General features: G+C 72.9%; 17 protein-coding genes. 6 read left to right on the top strand and 11 right to left on the bottom strand.

Annotation, left to right across the window (positions count from 1 at the left end; all coding sequences use genetic code 11):
- Positions 1-6: 6 nt before the first annotated feature.
- From ACIGW4_RS21680 to ACIGW4_RS21710, 7 genes are all read right to left on the bottom strand, one after another.
- Entirely contained in the window at positions 7-1221 is a 1215-nt protein-coding gene (locus ACIGW4_RS21680) for a GNAT family N-acetyltransferase (protein WP_359587808.1), read from the bottom strand.
- On the bottom strand, positions 1218-2456 hold the full coding sequence (locus ACIGW4_RS21685) for an acetyl-CoA carboxylase biotin carboxylase subunit family protein (RefSeq protein WP_399582363.1): 1239 nt from the start codon (positions 2454-2456) through the stop codon (positions 1218-1220). Before ACIGW4_RS21685 ends, ACIGW4_RS21680 begins: the two co-directional genes overlap by 4 nt.
- Complete coding sequence (locus tag ACIGW4_RS21690; RefSeq protein ID WP_123459104.1) at positions 2453-3571, bottom strand: Ldh family oxidoreductase; 1119 nt, start codon at positions 3569-3571, stop codon at positions 2453-2455. The genes ACIGW4_RS21685 and ACIGW4_RS21690 overlap by 4 nt, the downstream gene beginning before the upstream one ends.
- A complete protein-coding gene (locus tag ACIGW4_RS21695; protein ID WP_399582364.1) occupies positions 3568-5073 on the bottom strand; it encodes a dipeptide epimerase in 1506 nt (501 codons plus the stop codon). Before ACIGW4_RS21695 ends, ACIGW4_RS21690 begins: the two co-directional genes overlap by 4 nt.
- Positions 5070-6353: a lysine 2,3-aminomutase gene (locus ACIGW4_RS21700; protein WP_359587813.1), complete on the bottom strand. Its 1284-nt coding sequence runs from the start codon at positions 6351-6353 to the stop codon at positions 5070-5072. Before ACIGW4_RS21700 ends, ACIGW4_RS21695 begins: the two co-directional genes overlap by 4 nt.
- 19 nt (positions 6354-6372) lie before the next feature.
- Positions 6373-7410: a diiron oxygenase gene (locus ACIGW4_RS21705; RefSeq protein WP_123459106.1), complete on the bottom strand. Its 1038-nt coding sequence runs from the start codon at positions 7408-7410 to the stop codon at positions 6373-6375.
- Between the two features lie 190 nt (positions 7411-7600).
- On the bottom strand, positions 7601-8329 hold the full coding sequence (locus ACIGW4_RS21710) for a TauD/TfdA family dioxygenase (RefSeq protein ID WP_185094943.1): 729 nt from the start codon (positions 8327-8329) through the stop codon (positions 7601-7603).
- 275 nt (positions 8330-8604) lie between these two features.
- Between ACIGW4_RS21710 and ACIGW4_RS21715 the strand changes: the two genes are divergently transcribed.
- A complete protein-coding gene (locus ACIGW4_RS21715; RefSeq protein WP_399582366.1) occupies positions 8605-9057 on the top strand; it encodes a GNAT family N-acetyltransferase in 453 nt (150 codons plus the stop codon).
- A gap of 193 nt (positions 9058-9250) precedes the next feature.
- Here ACIGW4_RS21715 and ACIGW4_RS21720 read toward each other — a convergent pair whose 3' ends face one another.
- Complete coding sequence (locus ACIGW4_RS21720) at positions 9251-9730, bottom strand: GNAT family N-acetyltransferase (RefSeq protein ID WP_399582369.1); 480 nt, start codon at positions 9728-9730, stop codon at positions 9251-9253.
- A 50-nt stretch (positions 9731-9780) separates the two neighbouring features.
- Here ACIGW4_RS21720 and ACIGW4_RS21725 point away from each other — a divergent pair, with 50 nt between their 5' ends.
- Positions 9781-10584 (top strand): exodeoxyribonuclease III, encoded by an 804-nt coding sequence (locus ACIGW4_RS21725; RefSeq protein ID WP_398712391.1) that lies wholly within the window; start codon positions 9781-9783, stop codon positions 10582-10584.
- A 109-nt stretch (positions 10585-10693) separates the two neighbouring features.
- On the opposite strand, the gene ACIGW4_RS21730 is transcribed toward ACIGW4_RS21725, so the two are convergent.
- Both ACIGW4_RS21730 and ACIGW4_RS21735 read right to left on the bottom strand, forming a co-directional pair.
- On the bottom strand, positions 10694-11059 hold the full coding sequence (locus tag ACIGW4_RS21730; protein ID WP_123459111.1) for an SH3 domain-containing protein: 366 nt from the start codon (positions 11057-11059) through the stop codon (positions 10694-10696).
- 558 nt (positions 11060-11617) lie between these two features.
- Complete coding sequence (locus tag ACIGW4_RS21735; protein WP_398712440.1) at positions 11618-12247, bottom strand: MerR family transcriptional regulator; 630 nt, start codon at positions 12245-12247, stop codon at positions 11618-11620.
- A gap of 235 nt (positions 12248-12482) precedes the next feature.
- Here ACIGW4_RS21735 and ACIGW4_RS21740 point away from each other — a divergent pair, with 235 nt between their 5' ends.
- From ACIGW4_RS21740 to ACIGW4_RS21755, 4 genes are all read left to right on the top strand, one after another.
- A complete protein-coding gene (locus ACIGW4_RS21740) occupies positions 12483-14009 on the top strand; it encodes an NAD(P)/FAD-dependent oxidoreductase (protein ID WP_123459112.1) in 1527 nt (508 codons plus the stop codon).
- Complete coding sequence (locus ACIGW4_RS21745) at positions 14006-14929, top strand: alpha/beta fold hydrolase (protein ID WP_398712388.1); 924 nt, start codon at positions 14006-14008, stop codon at positions 14927-14929. The genes ACIGW4_RS21740 and ACIGW4_RS21745 overlap by 4 nt, the downstream gene beginning before the upstream one ends.
- On the top strand, positions 14926-15816 hold the full coding sequence (locus ACIGW4_RS21750) for an SDR family oxidoreductase (RefSeq protein WP_123459113.1): 891 nt from the start codon (positions 14926-14928) through the stop codon (positions 15814-15816). Before ACIGW4_RS21745 ends, ACIGW4_RS21750 begins: the two co-directional genes overlap by 4 nt.
- Before the next feature lie 110 nt (positions 15817-15926).
- Entirely contained in the window at positions 15927-16112 is a 186-nt protein-coding gene (locus tag ACIGW4_RS21755) for a hypothetical protein (RefSeq protein ID WP_123459114.1), read from the top strand.
- A 54-nt stretch (positions 16113-16166) separates the two neighbouring features.
- Here ACIGW4_RS21755 and ACIGW4_RS21760 read toward each other — a convergent pair whose 3' ends face one another.
- Complete coding sequence (locus ACIGW4_RS21760; protein ID WP_399582373.1) at positions 16167-16481, bottom strand: FG-GAP repeat domain-containing protein; 315 nt, start codon at positions 16479-16481, stop codon at positions 16167-16169.
- Between the last annotated feature and the right edge of the window lie 108 nt (positions 16482-16589).

Raw genomic sequence — 16589 nt, forward strand, 5'->3', positions numbered from 1 at the left:
GTCTGCTCAGTCTCCTTGTGAGGTGGTGCTGTCCTGCCCGAGGCCGAGCAGCCGGTCGCGCTCGCTCGCCCCTTGCAGGCGTACGGTCTCGTCGAGCTCTGCGCGGCCCTCGCCGGTGAAGCGGAACCAGCCGTGCCGCGCTTCGAGGTCGCAGCCGCGCAGCTTCTTCGCGTCGTAAGCGGCGAGGCCGTACCAGATCTCGCGCACGTCGTGGGCCAGTGCCCAGCGGATCGTCTCGTGGTAGGTGAGGGCGAAGTAGACGCCCCTGGCCCGGTCGTCGTCGAAGCCCGCCGTCCGCCCGTACAGGGCCCGGCCGGCCCGCAGGTACAGGACGAAGCCGAGGGTCTCGCCGTCGCGTTCGGCGCTCAGCACGAGGCAGCTGTCGCCGACCGTCTCGCGGATGGCGTCGAAGTCCCGCTGGACGCGGGGCCGTCCGCCGGGAAGCCCGTACTTGGCACGCAGGGCGACCTGGAGGTCGACGACCGAGTCCGAGAGCGCCTCCGGCCCCTCACGGACCACGGTGCGGAAGCCGGCCTCCGCGTACTCGCCCAGCTCCCGGTGGGCACGCCTGCGCTTGCGGCTGGCCAGGCCCGCCAGGTACGCGTCCCAGTCCGGCGCGTCGAGCCGCAGGACGGACTCGGCGCCGAGCACGGCCGGGACGTGGCCGCGGGCCTCCGCCGCCGGGCCGAGAACAGCGGCCTGCTCGTCGGTGGCGTACAGCAGGGAGCTGCTGCGGCAGCCGAGTTCGGCCGCGGCCTCGTCCAGGAGGCGCGGCAGCTCGGCGAGGACCCGCGCCCGGCCGGCCGCGTCGCGGCCGGTGGCGTGCACGATGCCGTGGTGCGAGCCGAACACGGCCAGTGCCACGGAGGGGTACTGGCCGCGGCGGGCCTCGGCCAGGCTGCCGCCCAGCTCGTCCCAGCGTGCCCGCTCGGCCGGGGCCAGCAGCTCCGGGGCGCCGAAGGCGTTGAGCTCGCCGGTCATCTTCGGGGTGTCGTAGAAGAGCAGCCCGCCGCCGTCGCGGGTGACGAGCAGGGGGGCGAGGGCCACCAGCTCGCCGGACTCGCGTACGGCGAGGTAGCGGACCTCGTGCAGGTCGGTGCGCTCGGTGAAGCGCCACCAGCGGTCGTCCTCCCAGAACACCGCGGGCGCGGCGAGGGCCGGGAACGCGGCGGCGGTGGGCCGCTGGTCAGGATGCAGGACCTCCGCGGTCAGGTCGCTCACCGGGACGCCCCCTCAGGCTCGGCGCCCGCCGGTTCCCAGCCGAACGCCGCTTCCGCCGCCGCGCCCGTCTTGTCGAGGAGGGCGAGCAGTTCCCCGGCGTCCTGCGCCTCGACCAGCCAGGTCGCGATGAAGTCGCCGGACTTGCGACCCGCGTACCGGGCGCCGCCCCAGTCCTCGCCGAGCCGGGCGAGGACGGTGAACTCCCGTGTCCCGGCCGGCGCTTCGACGGGCAGCCGGACGATGCGACCGTCGCGCGGCGGCAGGCCGAAGTTGGCCACCAGCGGCGCGGCGGCGGCGTGCGCGCGTACGGCGTCCAGGTCCACCGGCAGCCCGCACTCGATCCTGGCCCACAGGTGCCGCGGGTCAAGACCGAGCAGGGCCTCCAGCATGGCCGGGATCGGGGTGCCGCCCACCCGGCCGGCGATCTCACAGAGCACGATCCCGCCGGCGTCCGTCACGAAGAACTCGGCGTGCACGAAGAGCGCGGGGGCGGCGGGCAGCGCACCGACCAGCTTCCAGGTCTCCGCGACCAGCCGCTCGTACAGCGGGTCGTCGGCGGGCAGCGTCCAGCTGCCGTTGCCGGAGTCGGTCCAGTGCGACAGGCAGCCGCCGTCGGTGTAGACGGACGGCACGCACACCACCGGCTCCCCGCCGACGTGCAGCGCGTCCACATGACACATGCGACCGGTGACGTACCCCTCGACCTCGTGGTCCCCGGCGGTCAGCCGGTCGGCCAGCTCCGGGATCCGCGCCGGGTCGTGCAGCACCGCGACGCCGGTGGAACCGGATCCGCCGCGCGGCTTGACCACGACCGGGCCCGGGTGGGCGGTCATGAACGCCTCGACGTCGGCCGCGGAGGCGACCGCCGCGAACGGCGGCACCGCCACCCCGCCCTCTGCCGCGAGCTCCTTCATCAGCACCTTGTCGCGGTACGCGCGGGCGCTTTCGGGGAGCTGGCCGGGCAGACCGAGTTCGGCGCGCAGCGCCGCGGCCCGCTCCACGTCCACCTCGGCCAGGGCCAGTACGCGCGTGACGGCGTGCCGGCCGGCCATCCGCCGGGCGGCGTCGAGGACGGCGGCGTCGTCGGTGTAGTCCGGGACCCGTTCGACCTCGGCGAAGCCGGGCCCGGGGTCCACGCCCTCCGCGGTGACGGCGAGCAGTCGGCCCGACTTCTCGCGCAGCCACTCGGCGAACGGCAGGCCCGCGTTGCGCGGACTGAGCAGGACGAGGATCATGCCGACACCTCCGGCCAGGCCACGCCCTGCTCCGCGGCGAGCGCCGCGAAGGCCGAAGCGGTGTGCGGGTCCAGCGGAATGCCCAGCTCCGTGCGCTGGGCGGCGATCCGCCGCTGCGGGTCGCCGGGCACCTGGACGGGCTGCTCGGCATCGGCGCCGGGCCGGGTGCCGCGGGTGGTGTCGAGCATGCCGGCGAGCCCCGCCTCGAAGTCCTGCCGACCGGCGAAGGCGGCCGGGTCCAGGCAGACGATCAGGTGGCCGATGCCGCGGCTGCGGCCGGGGGTGGAGGCGCCGATGTGCTCCAGTTCCCAGTCGGCCGGCGAACCGGTCAGCACCGCGCCGAGCAGGGTGGCCACCATGGCCAGGCCCTGCCCCTTGTAGCCGCCCAGCGGCGAGAGCGCGTACGCCTGCTCGGGGTCGGTGGCCGGGCGGCCCTCGGCGTCGGTCGCCCAGCCGGGGTCCAGTGCCCGGCCTTGCTTGCGGCGCTCCTTGATCTCGCCGAAGCAGACCTGGCTCGTCGCCATGTCGAGGGCGAACTCGTCGTCCTCGACGGCGGCGGCGAAGCTCAACGGGTTGGTGCCGTACAGCGGTTCGGTCCCGGAGAAGGGGGCGACCCGCGAGGCGGCGGAGGTGGTGACGATGCCGACCAGGCCCTCCTGGGCCAGGTACCGGCTGTAGACGGAGGCCGCACCGAAGTGGTTGGAGTTGCGGACGCCGACCGCGGCCACGCCGTGGCTGCGGGCCCGCTCGGCTGCGATCCGGGCGGCGGCCAGGCCGGCCACCACGCCCAGCGCCCCGTCGGCGTCGAGCATCACGGCCGCGCCGCTGTCCCGGACGGTACGGATCTCCGGACGGGCGGTGGCGATCTTGTCGGCCAACTCGTCGAGGTACTGCGGCAGCAGCCGCAGGCCATGGGTGTCGATGCCGCGCAGTGACGTCTCGGTCAGGGCCTTCGCCACCTCCCCGGCGTCCCCGGCGGACAGGCCGGCGCCGGTCAGGGCCGTCTCGGCGAGGGCTACGGCCGTGGCGGCGGGGAGCAGGGGCGCGGCCGGGGCCGCGCTGCCGGCGGATTCCCCGGCGGCCGTGGGGTGCTGCACGTCGTGCACGTGGGTCATGCGGGTCGGTCCGCCTTCCAGAGCATGAGGGAGGACGGGCCGTGGCCGTCCGGGAGGGTGCCGTCGCCGGGCCGGCCGCCGTCGAGATCGCTGCCGCCTTCGGGGCCGTCGCCGACGTCAGCGCTGCCGCCGTCATGTCCGGCGCTGCCCGGCAGGGCGTGGAAGCCGGTCGCGCGGCAGGCTTCCCGGGTGCCGTCGTGTCCGGTCCGGAGCCAGACGGTGTCCGCCCCGTCGGCGACCGCGCGCGTCACCGCTCCGCGGACGAGCGCCGTCAGTTCCTCGGCGGTCGCCGGGTCTGCGGACGGCGCGGGCAGCACGTCGAGCTGCCGGACCGTGTCCGCCGGTGCCCGACCGGGCACCGGCCGACGCCGGATCCGTACCGAGGCCAGCGCCGTGCCGTCGCGGTGTACGGACAGCTCGTCGCCGTCCCAGCCGGCCTGGCCGACCGCCGCGGGACGCACGGTGAAGGCCGGTCCCCGATACTCGGGCACGAAGCCCGTGCCGGCCGCCGAAGGCAGCGTGATGCGGCCCGTGCCGTCCAGCAGGATGCCGGTGCCGGTGTCCACCGCCAGGAGCGCGATGCTGTCGGCGTCGAGGTGGTCGACGAACGGGCCCAGGTGGGCCGTCGCGGAGACGCCCGCGCTGGACTCGGGCATGCAGCCGAGCATGGTGCCGAGGCCGGCGGCCCGCGCCGCGCGCAGCATCCGCAGGGCCGGCGTGACGCCCCCGGCCTTCATCAACTTGAGGTTCACGCCGTGGAACGCCTGGGCGCAGGCGTCGAGGTCGTGCGGCCCGGTGATGCTCTCGTCGGCGTAGACCGGGATCGGGGACATCTCCTTGAGCGCCTTGGCCGCCGCCCACGACTCGCGGGGGAAGGGCTGTTCAAGGAGCGTCACGCCGAGTTCGGCCATCGCGCCGAGCGCGGCGGCCGTCGCGTCGGGCTCCCAGCCGCAGTTCCCGTCGACGAAGAACGGTGCGTCGGTGTGTTCGCGCAGCGCCTTCAGGATGTGCAGGTCACCGGGGGCGGCCAGCTTGACCTTGTACGCGGGCCAGCCCGGTCGGTCCAGGAGCTTGCGCACCATCACATCGGGCTCGTCGAGACCGATGCTGTAGCTGGAGTGCAGTTCCCCGGGCTCGTCGGCGCCCAGCCGCCGCCACAGCGGTACGTCGGCCAGCCGGGCCGCCAGGTCGTGCGCGGCCACGTCCAGCGCGGCCAGCGCGAACGGCGAGTCGGCCAGCAACGGGGCCAGTACCGACCAGGCGCCCTCGGGGTCGTCGGCCGGCAGCTCCCGCAGGACGCCGGCGACGGAGCGTAGCGAGGCGTGCAGCGCGTCGAGCGAGGAGTTGTAGCGGTCGGTCATGAAGGCCGAGGCCTCGCCGAAGCCGGAACGGCCGCCCGCCGTCAGCTCGACGAGCACGCCCGGCTGCACCGGGATCGCCTCCCGGGCGCTGCGCCAGATGTCGTGGTCCGTGAGACGGATCTCGTGGACGTGGAGCCTCACCACGGCTCCCCTGCGGACGTCGGCAGGGTGGTACCGAAGGAGACCGGCTTGAGCTCGTCGTACCACTGGGCGTGCTCGTCGTACGCCGCGAAGAACGGCCGCCCGACCCAATCGGGCCGGCGGGCCTGGAGGAAGCTGAGGACGAACGCCTTCTCGCCCGCCACCTCCGTGGTGCCGTGCAGCATGACCTTGCCGGGTGCGGCCGACATCACCGGGCCGCGGGCGGTCCTGGCCAGGCCGGAGACGCCGCGGACGGCCTCGCGGTAGATGTCGAGGGCGCGGACGAGGGGCAGGCCGAAGTAGCTGCTCGCCCCGGTGTCGCGCTCCACGAACATGTAGTAGGGGATGACGCCCAGTTCGACCTGGAGCTGCCACATCCGCGACCAGGCGGCCGGGTCGTCGTTGACGTGCGCGACCAGCGGGGCCTGCGCCCGTATCTCGGCGCCGGTGGCGCGGATCCGGGCGATCGCCTCGCGCACCTGGTCCGTCTCCAGCTCCCGCGGGTGCGAGAAGTGCGCCATGAGGGCCACGTGCCGGCCCTGTGCGACGCACTGTTCGAGCAGCCGCAGCAGGTCGTCCGCGTCCGGGCCCGTGGTGAACCGCTGCGGCCAGTACGACAGCGCCTTGGTGCCGAACCGCAGGGTGCGCACCGACGGGGTCTGTGCGAGCAGCGGCTCGACCCAGCGGCGTACCACGTCGGTCCGCATGATCATCGGGTCGCCGCCGGTGAACAGCACGTCGGTGACCTCGGGGTGGTGGGCCAGGTAGCCCGTGAGGTCCGCCGGGTCGCGCAGCGCCTGGCGCAGCTCCTCCTGGCTGACGAACTGCGCCCAGCGGAAGCAGTAGCCGCAGTACGAGTGGCAGGTCTGCCCCTGGGAGGGGAAGACCAGCACCGTCTCGGCGTACTTGTGCTGGAGTCCGTCGAGGCGGCGGCCGTCCAGGGTGGGCACGTTGGCCTCGAGCTGGTCGCCCGGGTGCGGGTTGAGGTCCCGCTGGGCGGCGGCGGCCGCCTCGCGCAGCTCGGCGCGCGGTGCCCCGGCGTCCAGCAGCGCCGCCATCTGGTCGAAGACCGGCGCGGGCAGCATGTCGCGGTGGGGGAAGGTGAGCCGGAAGATCGGGTCGTCGGGCGCCGCCGACCAGTCGATCAGCTCGTCGGCCACGTACTCGTTGACCTTGAAGGGCAGGACGCCGGCGACCACGCGCAGGTCGCGGACGTACTCGTCCGGCATGCCGCGGTCCCGCGCGAGCTGTGCAAGGCGCTCGTTCGCGTAGTGCTTCACCAGGCTTCTCGATTCCCGCTCAGCGCGCGACGTGGGACTTGGACCAGTCGAACTCGACGAGGTCCTGGACGCCCATGCGCTCGATCAGGGTGTGCAGGCCGGTGTAGTCGCGGACGAGGCGGCTGCGGCTCTGCTCGGCCTGGCAGTCCTGGAGCATCTCGTGGCCACCCTCGACGCCGACGAGGTCCATGATCCGGTGCCACGTCGTGTAGTCGGTGGCGACGAAGGCCTCCAGGCCCTCGAAGAGCATGTCGCGGAAGAAGCGCTGCTTCTTCTCGTCGAGGCGGTCGTGGACGACCTCGGCCAGCACGGCGGAGATAGAGGCGTGGCAGTACTCGTCGCGGTTGTGCAGCTTGGCCGTGCTGCTGTTGATCGGCTGGATGTCCGGGTCGTCGGCGAGCAGGTCCAGGTAGGCGTTGATGGAGATCTCGGAGACCGTCGCGAAGGCGAGGGTGGTCAGCGAGGCCTCCCAGCGCTCGCTCGCGCTCTCGCGCAGCCGCAGGTGCTCGCGCGCCGTGTGGGAGATCGGCAGCTCGTGGTCGGGCATCGCCCAGCCGCGCTTGCGCCGGGTGACGGCACTGGCGTTGAGGTGCATCAGCGTGTGGTACTGCTCGTCGACCATGGCCTGGGCCAGCGAGATGTTGAGCGCCTCGTCCTGGAGTTCGGGGTACTCGCCCTCCATGACCAGGGCGAAGGCGGGGTTGGCCACCTTCTGCTCGGCCATGATGGTGTGCCGGTTGTACGCGATCCAGGCCCAGCTGAGCAGCTGGGTCTTCTTCTCCGGGTCCAGCGCCTGGAACGTGGGGTGGTCGCGGAAGGGCAGGATCCGCTCGGGGTAGTCCGGCCGGTCGAGCTCGAAGAGCTCGTCGAGGTTGGGCTCGTCGCGCTTGACGGTGGCGCGGCGCTGCCAGTTGCCGACCAGGCGGCGGATGACGGCGCTCTCGATCTGGTCGTCGGGGTTGTGGCGGGGCACGCCCTCGGGCAGTCCCCTGAGCTCCTCCGGCAGTCCGGTGGGGAACTCTTCGTCCTGAACCGGTTCGTTCCGGTCGTCAGCCATGGTTCTGGGCCTCACGTGGTGTCAGTGTCGGTGGACTGGTGACAGCCGCTGCCGTGTCGGCGCGGGCCCGCAGTGCCTGGACGGCTCACTGCGGGCGCGACGGCGCGCGGTCGGCCGGCGGCGGTACGGGTCTGCGCCCGGCAGCCGGCTTCGGTACGGGTCAGCGCCCGGAAGCCGGCTTCGGTACGGGTCAGCGCTGGGCGGCGATCCAGTAGCGGGTGAGGTGGCGCCGCTTGTCCGTGTAGGCGGAACGCGCGTGCACCATCCGCTGGTTGTCCCAGACCAGAACGTGGTTCTCGGGGATGAGTACCGAGACGCGGTTCTCCCGGAAGAAGGCCTCGGCCTGCTCCGCGAGGTGGATGCCGAAGCTGCCGAGCGGCAGCTGGTCGGGGTCGACGGAAGCGTCGACCGGCGGGTCGTACTGGCCGGTGGTCAGCAGGTTGTAGCTGAAGCGCAGGACCTCCTGGCCGCCGTCGGTGACCTCGACGACCGGGCGGCGCACGCCTTCGGTGCCGACGCCTCCGGTGTTGTGGCCGATCCAGTCGATGGTGCGCTCGTAGAGCGCGGCCCGGTCGCGCTCGGGCAGCGAGGCGACGAACTGCCGCATGTCGGCGAGTTCGGTGTGGCCGCTGCCGCAGGTGGCCTGGACCCGGCAGTGCAGGGCCAGGTAGGTGGGCGGCGGGTTCCAGCCCGGTGCCTCGGTGTGCACCAGGATCGTGTTGACGCTCTTGGAGTAGCGGCGCTCCTCGAATCCCGGGGCGGCCTTCACCTGGTAGCGCAGCGAGCCGTCGTACTGCGGGACCAGCTCGCCGAAGGCGCCGACCGCAGCGGCCGCCTCCTCGTCCGTGGTGATCCCCTCGAGCAGCGTGTACCCCTGCTCGGCAAGTTCCCGAGTGTGAACATCAAGGGCCGTAGACATGAAGGATTCCCCCATCCTCAGTTGATCGTACGGCCGGGTGGCGGTTCGGTGTTCGGTCGAGATCGAGCCCCCCCGGCGCATCCCCGGGTGATCCTCCGGGAGGGGTGGGTGGGGGCGCAATGTCTCACGTTGTGAGATAAATCACGGGAACCAAAAGGCCTTCGACCTGCTTCAGTGCCCGGCATTTCCCCAGGTGAACCGGGTCTGAATGGGTCTGATTCGCGTCCGGTCGAGTGGTCGGTCGCTGCATGGGGCGTCTGGTTGGCATGCGGCGTATGACCACTATCGGTATCCGTCCCGCCGTGCGGGACGACATCGCGGCCACCGTCGCCATGCCCGCGGACGACGCACTGGGCGCTACCCGTGAGATACCGGACGATCTGACTCCCTATTGGTCAGCCTGTGAGCGACTGCAAAGCGATCCGAACCGGCTGCTGGTCGTCGCCGATCGCGACGGCGAGGTCGTCGGTACCCTCCAGCTCACGATCGTTCCGGGGCTGTCCCGCAAGGGCTCGACCCGCTCGATCATCGAGGGCGTACGGATCCACAGCTCCGAGCGCGGCCGCGGCCTCGGCGCCCAGCTCATCGAGTGGGCCGTCGACGAGTCCCGCCGCCAGGGCTGCCAACTGGTGCAGCTCGCCTCGGACTCGGCCCGCACCGACGCCCACCGCTCCTACGGGCGCTTGGGTTTCACGGGCTCGCACGTGGGCTTCAAGTCACAGCTCTGACAGGTCCGTTCGCCATGCCGTCCGAGAGGCGGCCGTACGGCGAGGGTGTCCTTGGACCGGGGTGCCGGCTCAGCGGGGGATGATGCCCGGTTCCGCCGGCAGGGTGGGAAATGATCTCCGCTTTTCCCGGGTACGGCGCGCGGCCCGCGCCCGTCGAGCGCGGGTCAGCGGCGGTCTCGGGCCGGCTGCGGTCTCAGACCAGCGGCTTCGCGAAGCAGCGGCTGGTGGGGTGGTCGCGGTAGTGGCCGAACTTGGCGCAGGGCTCGTAGCCGGACGAGGTGTAGAGGGCGATCGCCTCCGGCTGGGCGATGCCCGTCTCCAGGACCATGCGGACGCGGCCGGCGGCGCGTGCGTCGGCTTCGAGGGCCGCGAGGATGCGGCGGGCCAGGCCCAGGCCGCGGGCCTCGGGTATCACGTACATGCGCTTGAGCTCGGCGTCGCCGTCCGAGTAGCCCTCGTCGTTCGCGTCCTGGGTGCGCCAGCCGCCCGTGGCGACCGGCCGGCCCTCGGGGTCGTACGCGAGGAGGTAGAGGCCGCGGGGCGGGACGAACATGCCGGCGTCCAGCGGGGTGGCGTCGCCCTCGTCGTCGTAGCGGACGGCGTACTCGGCCTGCACCGCGCCGTCGAGCTTGACGGCGTCGGGGTGGTCGTAGGGCGTGGGTTGGATGTTCACACAAGAGATCGTACGCGTGTGCGGCATCGGGGTGTCGGTATTCTCCCGGGATGCTCACCGTGACCTCCGTGAACGTCAATGGCCTCCGCGCCGCCGCGAAGAAGGGCTTCGTCGAGTGGCTGGCCGCCACCTCCGCCGACGCCGTCTGCCTCCAGGAGGTGCGCGCCGAGGAGGCGCAGCTGCCCGAGGGCGTGGGAAGCCCCGAGGGGTGGTTCACCGTCCACGCACCCGCCGCCGCCAAGGGGCGCGCCGGGGTCTCCCTCTACACGCGCCGCGAGCCCGACGCCGTGCGCATCGGCTTCGGGTCCGCCGAGTTCGACTCCAGCGGCCGGTACGTCGAGGCCGACCTGCCCGGTGTGACCGTCGCCAGTCTGTATCTCCCCTCGGGTGAGGTCGGCACCGAGCGCCAGGACGAGAAGTACCGGTTCATGGGCGAGTTCCTGCCCTACCTGAAGGAGCTCAGGACCCGCGCCGCCGCCGACGGGCGCGAGGTCGTCGTCTGCGGCGACTGGAACATCGCCCACCGCGAGGCCGACCTCAAGAACTGGAAGGCCAACAAGAAGAACGCCGGGTTCCTGCCCGAGGAGAGGGAGTGGCTCGGACGGGTCCTCGAGGAGGGCGACGGGGGATACGTCGACGTCGTGCGCGCTCTGCACCCCGAGCAGGAGGGGCCCTACTCCTGGTGGTCCTACCGCGGGCGCGCCTTCGACAACGACACCGGCTGGCGCATCGACTACCAGATCGCCACCCCCGGCCTCGCCGCCAAGGCCGTCAAGGCGTACGTCGAGCGGGCCGCCACCCACGAGGAGCGGTGGAGCGACCACGCGCCCGTGACCGCCGTCTACGAGTTGTAGTTCCCTTCCGCGCGGCGCCGTGCCGTGCATCTGCGGATCCGGGTGGGGATCGGGTGCGCGCGCGTTCTCCGCGCGTTCTCGTCGCCGAGGACGACGGAGGGCGGTCGCATCAGCAGGGGAGGCTGGACCCGTAACCGTTCAGCAGGTTGTCCTTGATCCAGCCCCCGACGCCGGTGGTGTCGTCCTGGACGTGCGACCACGTGCCGTCCTGGCCGGCCACCCAGCAGTGCAGGGTGAGGCTGTGGCTCGCCTGTGCCTGGCCGAGCGAGGCGCACTCGGTCGTCGGGCCGGTGCGGATGTTCACGTAGTCCGTGTTCGTCCTGCCGGCGTGGCCGTCCCTGTTCGACCAGGCTGGGCTGGAGCAGGCGGCCGCGCCCTCCGGCGCCGCCACCGCCGCCGTGGCCGGCAGGACAGGGCCGCCGGTGGCCACGACGGCACCGACAGCCACCGAGGCGAGCTTCGTGCGAAGGCGCATCGATCTCTCCTGAACTCCTGGTCGTTCCCGCCCGGTGCCGTGCCGGGTGGGCCGGTTCGTTCGGGTGCGGAGAAAGAATTGCCCGACGGGGAGAATGCGTTCAACGGGCGGACGCGGGAACGGCTCTTTTTCGGCGATGCGTTTCCGGCGGGACGGGGAGGTGTTTCAGGACCGTCGTGCGCGCCGTCGTGACTTTCCGGATCCCTCCGGTCGTCCGGGCGCCGGAGCCGTGACGGGAGCGAAGAGCGCGGCGATCGCATTCCGGTCCGCCGGACTTTCCGATTCCGGCCCGTGGGGGACACCCGTGGGGGACAGCCGGAAACGGCCGTCCGGAAGCGGAGTGGGACCCCGGCCGGGTTGGCCGCTTCCCGAGGGAGCCCCAGGGGCCGGTGGGGCCGTCCGCCGGCGTCGCCCGGTTCGACCCGGCCGTTCGCGTCGGGGGCCGGGGCGTCGACGCCGTCGGCGCGCGGGCACGTCACCCGGGCCCGCCTTGCCTCGACGTGTGCGGCGGCCGTAGGACGCCGGTGACGAAGAACTCCTGAGGGACCTGTCAGGCGGTCATGAGCCCGGTCCGCCGGGGTTCAGCCGTCGGTCGAGCGCCATGGACAGCTCGGCCTCCACCACGCTCTTGGCGAGCGGGCGCAGCCTGCCGAGGTCGTCCTCGGCCGTGTGGGCGCGCAGGAGTTCGGTGAAGAGCGCGGCGAGGGCGTCGGCGTGCTCGCGGACGCGGGCGCCGGCCTTGAGGACCTCGGCGAGCGGGACGCCCTCCCGGACCAGGGCGGCGGAGACGTCGAGCAGCCGGCGGCTGATGTGGATGATCTCCTCGCCGTCGGTGACGAGGTAGCCGAGGTCGAGCGCGGCGGCGAGGTTCTCGGCGGTGACCTCGCCGGCGAAGTGGTCGGCGAGCTCCTCGGGGGTGAGGCGGACCGGCTCCTCCTCGGAGGGGGCGGGGAGGGCGAGGACCTCGCGGACGTTCCGGCCGCTCTCGAAGGCGGTGGTGAGGTCGGCGATGCCGTTGAGGGTGTGGCCGCGCTCCAGGAGGGCGGCGATGGTGCGCAGCCGGGCCAGGTGGTTGTCGTCGTACCAGGCGATCCGGCCCTCGCGGCGGGGCGGCGGGATCAGTCCGCGCTCGCGGTAGAAGCGCAGGGTCCGCACGGTGATGCCGGCGGCGGCGGCGAGTTCGTCCATGCGGTACTCGCGGGGCGCGGGCGCGCCGTCGCCCGCGCCGCCGTTCGCCGCCTCGCGCGGGTCGTCCTGTGCGCCCGTCTCGGGACGTGATCCTTCTGCCACAGCCGCAAGCCTATGTTGTACCGCCGGTAACTTTCCCTCGCCGTACCCCTACCGCTCGGTATGGAGCTGCTCTACAGTCCCGACTGTGCCAGTGATTGCTGGCGGAATCTTGGCCGGGCGCACGGGAGGCGGCATGGCGAAGCACGAGCACGTACGGGTGGCGGTGATCGGGTCGGGGTTCGGCGGCATCGGGGCCGCCGTCCGGCTGCGCCGCGAGGGGATCACCGACTTCGTCGTCCTGGAGCGGGCCGACTCCGTGGGCGGCGCCTGGCGCGACAACAGCTACCCCGGCTGCGCCTGCGACGTCCCCTCCCACCTCTACTCCTTCTCCTTCGCGCCCAACCCGGACTGGCCGCGCACCTTCTCCGGGCAGCGCCACATCCGCGCCTACCTGGAGCACGTCACCGACACCTTCGGGATCCGGCCGCACCTCCGGCTGAACCACGAGATGCTGAAGGCGCGGTGGGACGCGGAGGCGCTGCGCTGGGAGATCGAGACCAGCGGCGGCACCTTCAGCGCCGAGGTCCTCGTCTCCGCCGCCGGGCCGCTCTCCGACCCGAAGATCCCCGACATCCCGGGCCTCGCCGACTTCCCCGGCAAGGTCTTCCACTCGGCCCGCTGGGACCACGACTACGACCTACGCGGCAAGCGCGTCGCCATGGTCGGCACCGGCGCCTCCGCCATCCAGATCGTGCCCGAGATCCAGCGCGAGGTCGGCCGGCTCACCCTCTTCCAGCGCACGCCCCCGTGGGTCATGCCCCGCATGGACCGCGCGATCAGCGGCATCGAGCGCCGGCTGCACCGGGCGCTCCCGGTCACGGCGACCCTGCGCCGGGGCATCCTCTGGGGCATCCGCGAGCTCCAGGTCGGCGCCTTCACCAAGCACCCCGGCGAGCTGGGCCTGGTCGAGAAGCTCGCCAAGGCCAACATCGCGCGCTCCGTCAAGGACCCGGAGCTGCGGGCCAGGCTGACGCCCTCGTACCGCATCGGCTGCAAGCGGATCCTGCTGTCCAACACGTACTACCCGGCGCTCGCGCAGCCCAACGTCGACGTCGTCGCCTCCGGGCTGCGCGAGGTCCGCGGCTCGACCGTGGTCGCCGCCGACGGCAGCGAGGCCGAGGTCGACGCGATCGTCTTCGGCACGGGCTTCCACGTCACCGAGATCCCGATCGCCGAGCGCGTCGTCGGCGCCGAGGGGCACACCCTCGCCGAGTCCTGGAAGGACGGCGTCCAGGTGCTGCGCGGGGCCACCGCGGGCGGCTTCCCCAACCTGATGATGATCATCGGGCCGAACACCGGACTCGGGAACTCCTCCATGATCCTCATGATCGAGTCCCAGCTGAACTACATGGCCGACTACCTCCGCCAGTTGAACGTTCTCGGCGGCCGCGCCGCCCTCGCCGTCCGCCCCTCCGCCGTCAACGCCTGGAACCGCAAGGTCCAGTCCCGGATGGAACGGACCGTGTGGAAGGCAGGCGGCTGCGACAGCTGGTACCTCGACGCCAACGGCCGCAACACCACCCTGTGGCCGGGCACCACGGCCGAGTTCCGGCGCGAGACCCGGCAGGTCGACCTCTCCGAGTACGAGGTGATCCGCGCCCCCCGGACCGCGCCCGCCCCCCGTCGCACCGCCGAGAAGAAGAAGGAGGCCGCCCAGTGAGCCGGCACCTGACCCCGCTGCCCGAGTCCCGCGCGCTCACCGCCGTCTCCGCCGACGGCTCCCCGATCCACGTCGAGGTGTACGGCCCCGAGGGCGCGCCCGCCGTGGTCCTGTCCCACGGCTGGACCTGCTCGATCGCCTTCTGGGCCGAGCAGATACGGTCCCTCGCCGCCGACCACCGGGTCATCGCCTACGACCAGCGCGGCCACGGCCGGTCCCCGGCGCCCGCCGCGACCGGCGGCTCGGGCTACTCGACGACGGCGCTCGCCGACGACCTGGAGGCGGTGCTCGCGGCCACCCTCGGGCCCGGCGAGCGGGCCGTCCTGGCCGGCCACTCCATGGGCGGCATGACGGTCATGGCGGCCGCCGGGCGGCCCGGCTTCCGGCAGCACGCCGCCGCCGTCCTGCTCTGCTCCACGGGGCCCTCGCGGCTGACCGCCGAGGCCACCGTCGTACCGCTCCGGCCCGGCGGGCTGCGCAGCCGGCTGACGGCGGCCGTCCTCGGCGCGAAGGCGCCGCTCGGCCCGGTCAACGCCGTGTCGAAGAAGATCCTGAAGTACGCGACGATGGGACCGGGTTCGGCCCCGGAGCGGGTCGAGGCCTGCGCGCGGATCGTGCACGCCTGCCCGCGCGGCGCCCGGTACGGCTGGTCGCAGGTCCTGGCCGGGCTCGACCTGGAGGCGGGGCTGCGGGAGCTCCGGGTGCCGGTGGCCGTGCTCGTCGGCACCGCCGACCGCCTCACGCCGGCCGTCCACTCCCGTGCGATGGCGGAGGCGCTGCCGCACTGCACGGGGCTCGTCGAGCTGGCCGGCATGGGCCACATGACTCCGGTGGAGGCCCCGGAGGCCGTCACCGCGCAGATCCGCGAACTGACCCTCACGTACCTGGGCGTGAAGGAGAACGAGGAGGCAGGGGCATGAGCAGGGTGAGCCTGGAAGGACAGGTCGCGGTCGTCACCGGCGGGGCCCGGGGGGTCGGGGAGCTCCTCGCCCGCAAGCTCTCCGCGCGCGGCGCGAAGATCGCGCTCGTCGGTCTGGAGCCGGAGCAGCTCAAGGAGGTCGCCGGGCGGCTGCACACCGAGGCCGACTGGTGGCACGCCGACGTCACCGACCACGAGGCGATGGCCCGGGTCGCGGCCGAGGTGAAGGAGCGGTTCGGGAAGGTCGACATCGTCGTCGCCAACGCCGGTGTCGCGGCGGGCGGTCCGTTCGTCGACTCCGACCCGGTCGCCTGGCGGCGGGTCATCGAGGTCAACCTCATCGGCGGCGCCGTCACCGGCCGGGCCTTCCTGCCCGTCCTCATGGAGTCGCGCGGGTACTTCCTCCAGATCGCCTCGCTCGCCGCGATCACGCCCGCCCCGATGATGACGGCGTACTGCGCCTCGAAGTCGGGCGTCGAGGCCTTCGCGCACAGCCTGCGCGCCGAGGTCGCGTACAAGGGGGTGAAGGTCGGCGTCGGGTATCTGTCCTGGACCGACACGGACATGGTGCGGGGCGCGGACCAGGACGACGTGATGAAGGAGCTGCGGCAGCGGCTGCCGTGGCCCTCGAACCGCACGTACCCCCTGGGGCCGGCCGTCGACCGGATCGTGGCGGGCATCGAGCGGCGCTCGGCCCATGTGTACGCCCAGTGGTGGCTGCGCGGGATGCAGTCGGTCCGCGGCTACCTGCCGGGCCTGATCGCCACGGTGGGGCAGCGGGAGATGCGGCGCTTCGAGCCGCGCCTGGGCACGGTCTCCAAGGGCCTCGTGGGCGCGGGCGGGGCGGCCGACGAGCAGGCGCGGGCGGAGGGCTCCTCCGCGCGGTAGCCCTCCGTAACCGATCGAAATGCGTGGAATGTTCGCTCGTGCGAGGCTGGTCGAGGCCGGAGGGGCACCCCGCCCCCGGCACCCCTCACATCCTTTAGGAGTGAAACCGCATGGGCATCAAGGACGAGATGCAGGGCAAGGCCCAGCAGGCGAAGCAGAAGCTGCAGGGGGCGAAGGACGAAGCGTCCCAGCGCGCCTCCCAGGGCCGCGACCGCTCCGAGGAGGAGCGGCGCCGGGCCCAGCAGGAGGCCCAGGACCGCATGGACCTGGACATGGAGCAGGAGCGCGGCGCCTGACGCCGGCCCGTCCTTGAGGAGGCGCACCCGGGAGACCGGGTGCGCCTTCGCGCGTCAGGCGATGCTGTTGTACGGGCCGCCGCCGATGCCGATGGTCAGGCCCGCGAACTCCCGGCCGAGGAACGGGGTCTTCCAGTCGCCGGTCCCTCGGTAGAGGTAGTCCTCCCCCTGAGGGCCGAAGCCGACCAGGTCGGGGCGGCCGTCGCGGTCGGCGTCGCCGACGCCGACGAGGTGCTGGTACGCGTTCCAGCCGCCGCCGATCTTCGTGCGGGCGGCGAAGGTGCCGTCGCCCTTGCCGAGGTACAGCCACAGGACGCCCGCCGTGTCACGGGCGACGAGGCGCCGGTGGTTCGGGCGGGCGTGGGACACGTTCGGTTTCCTCCCGGTGCGCCGGCGCACCGTGCGCCACACCGGGTCAGACTTCCGACGGGCCGAAAAGTCGTACGCACCGGGTGACGGATCTTCGTACGGTGGCGG

Source organism: Streptomyces sp. NPDC053513, assembly GCF_044544765.1.
Lineage (GTDB): Bacteria > Actinomycetota > Actinomycetes > Streptomycetales > Streptomycetaceae > Streptomyces > Streptomyces litmocidini.